2 protein-coding genes are annotated in these 4,812 nt (G+C 68.6%); both read left to right on the forward strand.

The window, feature by feature from the left end:
- On the forward strand, positions 1-307 hold a 307-nt coding region (locus ABDB81_RS30165), incomplete at its 5' end, for a phosphopantetheine-binding protein (protein WP_346814383.1).
- 2 nt (positions 308-309) lie between these two features.
- On the forward strand, positions 310-4,812 hold a 4,503-nt coding region (locus ABDB81_RS30170; protein ID WP_346814384.1), incomplete at its 3' end, for an amino acid adenylation domain-containing protein.

Here is a 4,812-nt window from a genome sequence, read left to right on the forward strand (position 1 = left end):
AGCGCCACAAGGCGAAGCGGAAATCGCGCTGGCTGCCATCTGGGCCGAGGTACTCGGCATCGAACGCGTGGGCCGTCACGACAACTTCTTTGAACTGGGCGGCGATTCGCTGTCCACGGTGCGCGTCAGTGCGCTGCTCGTGTCCCGCCACGGATGGGATCTCCCGATGCGGCACCTGTTCGATCACCCCACGCCGCACGCGCTCGCCAGACATATCGCCGCCAGCGACACCAACAAGCTGGGCGGCCAGCAGCAGCGCCTGTCTGCAATGGACGACCTGCTCAACGCACTGGAAGGACTGGAATAACCATGGCATTGGACGCACAACAGATCGCGCAACGTTTCGCCGCACTGGCACCGCAAGCCCGCCGCGAATTCCTGAGCAAGCTCGAAGCCATGGGCCTGAGCGCGGCCGAGCTGCCGATCGTTCCGGCCCGCCGCGATGCGCCGCTGCCGCTCTCGTACGCACAGCGCGCCATGTGGCTCACCTGGCAGCTTGATCCCACGAGCCCGGCCTACAACCTGCCGGGCGCCTTGCATCTGCGCGGCACACTGGATCGCACGGCACTGCACGCAGCCTTGAACGGATTGACCCGGCGGCACGACATCCTGCGCACCGTTTACCGTGTGGCCGACGATGGCGAGGCGTCCCAGCATGTGCTGGAACACGTCGATGTCCCGCTGCCGTTCGAAGATCTGCGCGGTGAAGACACCGAAGCGACGCTCCGCGTGCGGCTCGACACCTTCCGCGAAAAGCCGTTCCAGTTGGATATCGAGGCACCGATCCGTGCCGCGCTGTTCCAGACCGGCGATGCCGAGCATGTGCTGGCGCTGTCCGTCCACCATATCGCCGCCGATGGCTGGTCGATCCGCATTGCCATCGACGAACTGCTCGGCCACTACCAGGCGCTGACACAGGGCGTCGTCGCCGTGCCGCCCCCGCTGCCGATCCAGTACGCCGACTACGCCGTATGGCAACGCAACTGGCTCGAAGCTGGCGTGGCCGAGCGGCAGCTTGCGCATTGGACCGGGCGTCTTGGCGATGTCCACGCCATCGCCGTGCTGCCGTTCGACCGCGAGCGCGACGTTGCCGCACCGGCCCATCTCGCCGCACGCGAGGGGCGCCACCGCATGGTGCTTTCCGCCGAACTAAGCCAGCGCCTGCGCGAACTGGCCCGTGCCCAGGGCGCCTCGCTGTACATGGTGATGCTCGTGCTGCTGGACGTGGCGCTGTATCGGCACGGTGGACAGGCCGATCTGCGCGTGGGATCGCCATTGGCGAGCCGGCAAAAAGCCGAGACGCTGGGCTTGATCGGCTGCCTGCTCAATGTCCAGGTGATCCGCGCCGAGCTGGATGCACGCGAAGGGTTCGCATCACTGCTGGCCCGTGTGCGCGATGCCGTGCTCGACGCACAGGCACATCCGGACCTCCCCTTCGAGATGCTTGTTGATGCGCTGGCGCCGGAGCGTCAGCCGGGCGTGCATCCGCTGTTCCAGGTGAAGTGCACCGAGCAGCAGGACCGGCCCGCGAACTTCCACGCAGCGGGCCTTGAGATCCGGATCGAGGAACTGAGCGGCGGCCATGCCCACTTCGACCTGAGCTTCGATTTCACGGATCGCCAGGACGGTATCGAATGCGTACTGGCCTACGCTGCCGCACGCTTCGACGAAGCTACCATCGCGCGCTTTGGCACCGCACTGGCTGCCATCGCCGAGCAGGCGGTGACCGCGCCGACATTGCCGCTGGCCGCCTATCGCGTACCGGGCGCGCAGACGGCGCTGTGCGGTCCCGCGCAAACCTTCGCCGTGGCAGACCTCATGGCGTCGTGGGATCAGGCCGTGCGCGATGCGCCCACGCGGCTCGCCGTTCACGACGAGTCTGGCGGTCATGACTTCGCCAGCGTCGATGCCCGCGCCAGCGCGCTGGCTCGCAAGCTGCAGGCGCATGGCATCGGCGCGGAGAGCCGTGTCGCCATCCTCGCCGAGCGCTCGAATGCCTTCGTGCTGGGTGTGCTTGCCGTGCTCAAGGCCGGTGCCGCCTATGTCCCGCTCGATCCCCAACTGCCGGCCGACCGCCTGGCCTATCAGGTGGAGAACAGCGGCGCCGCATTGCTGCTTGCCGCAGTGGCGCCGGCGTGGACGCCCGATGTCGAAGTCTGGCCGCTGACTTGCGAGGGCGAGGCGCCGGCCATGGTGCCGGACTGGCAGCCGGGGCCTGTTCATCCGGCGCAGGCCGCCTACGTGATCTACACATCGGGGTCCACGGGCCAGCCCAAGGGTGTCACGGTCGCGCGTGGCGCGCTCACACACTATGTGCGCGCCGTGCTGGACCGGATGGCGCTGCCGGCGGAAGCCGGGAGCCTGGCGATGATCTCCACGGTGGCCGCCGATCTGGGGCACACGAGCTTCTTCGGCGCGCTGTGCAGCGGAAGGACGCTGCACCTGATCAGCCGCGAGCGTGCGTTCGATCCCGACCGTTTCGGCGAGTACATGGCCGCGCACGGCGTGGATGCGCTCAAGATCGTGCCGAGCCATCTGCAGGCCCTGCTGCAGGCCCGCGATGCCGCGTCGGTGTTGCCGCGCCATTTGCTGGTGCTCGGCGGCGAGTCCACCTCGTGGGATCTGCTCGACCGTATCCACGCGCTGCGCCCCGGCTGTGCCGTGATGAATCACTATGGTCCCTCGGAGACCACGGTGGGCGTGCTGACGCAGGACGGCCAGACGGCCAATCGTACGGCGGCAAGCCTGCCGCTGGGCAAGCCGCTTGCCAACGGCAAGGCCATGGTGCTCGACGCCGACATGAACCCGGTGGCGCAGGGCGTGGCGGGCGAGTTGTACCTGTCCGGCCCCGGCGTGGCGCGCGGTTACGCGGCCCGTGCCGGACAGACCGCCGAACGCTTTGTCGCCCATCCGCTGCGCGCGGGCGAGCGCATGTACCGGACCGGCGACAAGGTGCGCATGCTGCCCGATGGCAGCCTCGCGTTCCTGGGCCGGGTCGATGACCAGGTCAAGATTCGCGGCTATCGGGTGGAGCCCGGTGAGGTGCGCCGCGCCATGCTGGCCCTGCCGGGCGTTGCCGAGGCCGAGGTGCTGGCGGATCAGGCCGACGATGGCCGCGCGATGCTGTGCGCGTATGTGGTGGGCAGCGCCGATGCCAACACGTTGCGCGAGCGGCTCTCCGCGACACTGCCCGACTACATGGTGCCGGCAGCGATCGTGCTGCTCGATGCACTGCCGCTGAACGCCAACGGCAAGATCGACCGCAAGGCATTGCCGCGTCCGGAACGCGATGGCGGCGCGCGCTACGAAGCGCCTCAGGGCGAGTTCGAAGAAAAGCTGGCCGCGATCTGGGCCGAGGTGCTGGGCGTGGCGCGCGTGGGACGCAGCGACAACGTGTTCGCGCTGGGCGCCGACTCCATCCTGAGTCTCAAGGTGGTGGCCCGCGCACGCAAGCAGGGCATCAAGCTGGCGCCGCGCCAGTTGCTGGAGCACCAGACGCTGGCGGCGCTCGCCGCGGCACACGCCGCTGCCGTGGCGCCCGTGGCCGTCGCGCAGTCCGACGCGGCGCCGTTGCCCGCCATGCCCCGGTTGGCCGACGATGTCCGTTTCGATCCGCAACCGCTGTCCCCGGCGCAGGCACGCCAGTGGTTCCTCTGGAAGCTGGACCCAGCCAGCACGGCCAACCATATCGCCGGTGGCCTGCGCTTGCAGGGCGCGCTCGACATCGATCTGCTGGTGCAGGCACTGCGTGCCGTGGTGGCGCGGCACGAAGCATTCCGCACGGTGATCGTGGCCGACGCCGATGGCAAGGCCATGCAGCGGGTGCTGCCGGAGGCCACGTTCGAGGTGCCGGTAATCGACCTGCGGAACACGGCGGACGCCGAGGCATCGGCCACGGAAGAGGCCGCCCGTCTGGCGCTGACGCCATTCGATCTCGAAGGCCAGATTCCGGTCCGTGCGGCGCTGATCCGCATGGCCGAGGACGACCATCGGCTGGTCGTGGTGATGCATCACATTGCCTCGGATGGCTGGTCGATGCGCGTGATCGTCGACGAGTTCGTGACGCGATTCGGCGCGCTGCGGAACGGGCAGGCGTTGGCGGTGGCACCGCTGGCCGTCCAGTACGTGGACTATGCGGCATGGCAGCGCGGCTGGTTCGATGCCGCCGAGCAGACCCGCCAACTCGACTACTGGCGCACGCAGCTTGGCGACGATCATCCGGTGCTGCAACTGCCCGCCGACGCCCCCCGGCTGGCCGCCGACGGCTACCACGAGGCTCGTCACGTGGCGACGCTGCCCAGAACCGTGCGCGATGCACTGGCCCAGCGTGCGCAGGCCGGCGGCGCCACCGTGTTCATGGCGCTGCTGACGGCGTTCCAGACGCTGCTGTCGCGCTACACCGGGCTGGCCGATATTCGCGTGGGCGTGCCCATCGCCAACCGGCATCGTGCCGATGTGCAGGACACGGTCGGGCTTTTCGTCAATACGCAGGTGATGCGGCTGCAAGCCGGCCCGCGTATGACACTGGCTCAGGCACTGGCACAGACACGCGAAGCTGCGCTGGGCGCGCAGGCCCATCAGGACCTGCCGTTCGAGCAACTGGTGGATGCGCTGCAGCCGGAGCGCAGCCTGAGCCATCCGCCGCTGTTCCAGGTCATGTTCAATCACCAGCGTGACAACCGCGCCGCGCTGGCAGGGTTGAGCGATCTGTCGGTGACGCCGTGGGCCGTTGGCGCGCAGGCCGCCCAGTTCGAACTGGTCCTCGACTCCATCGAACACGACGACGGCACGCTGCAACTGACGCTGCGCTAC

The organism is Cupriavidus sp. DL-D2 (assembly GCF_039710735.1).
Classification (GTDB): domain Bacteria; phylum Pseudomonadota; class Gammaproteobacteria; order Burkholderiales; family Burkholderiaceae; genus Cupriavidus.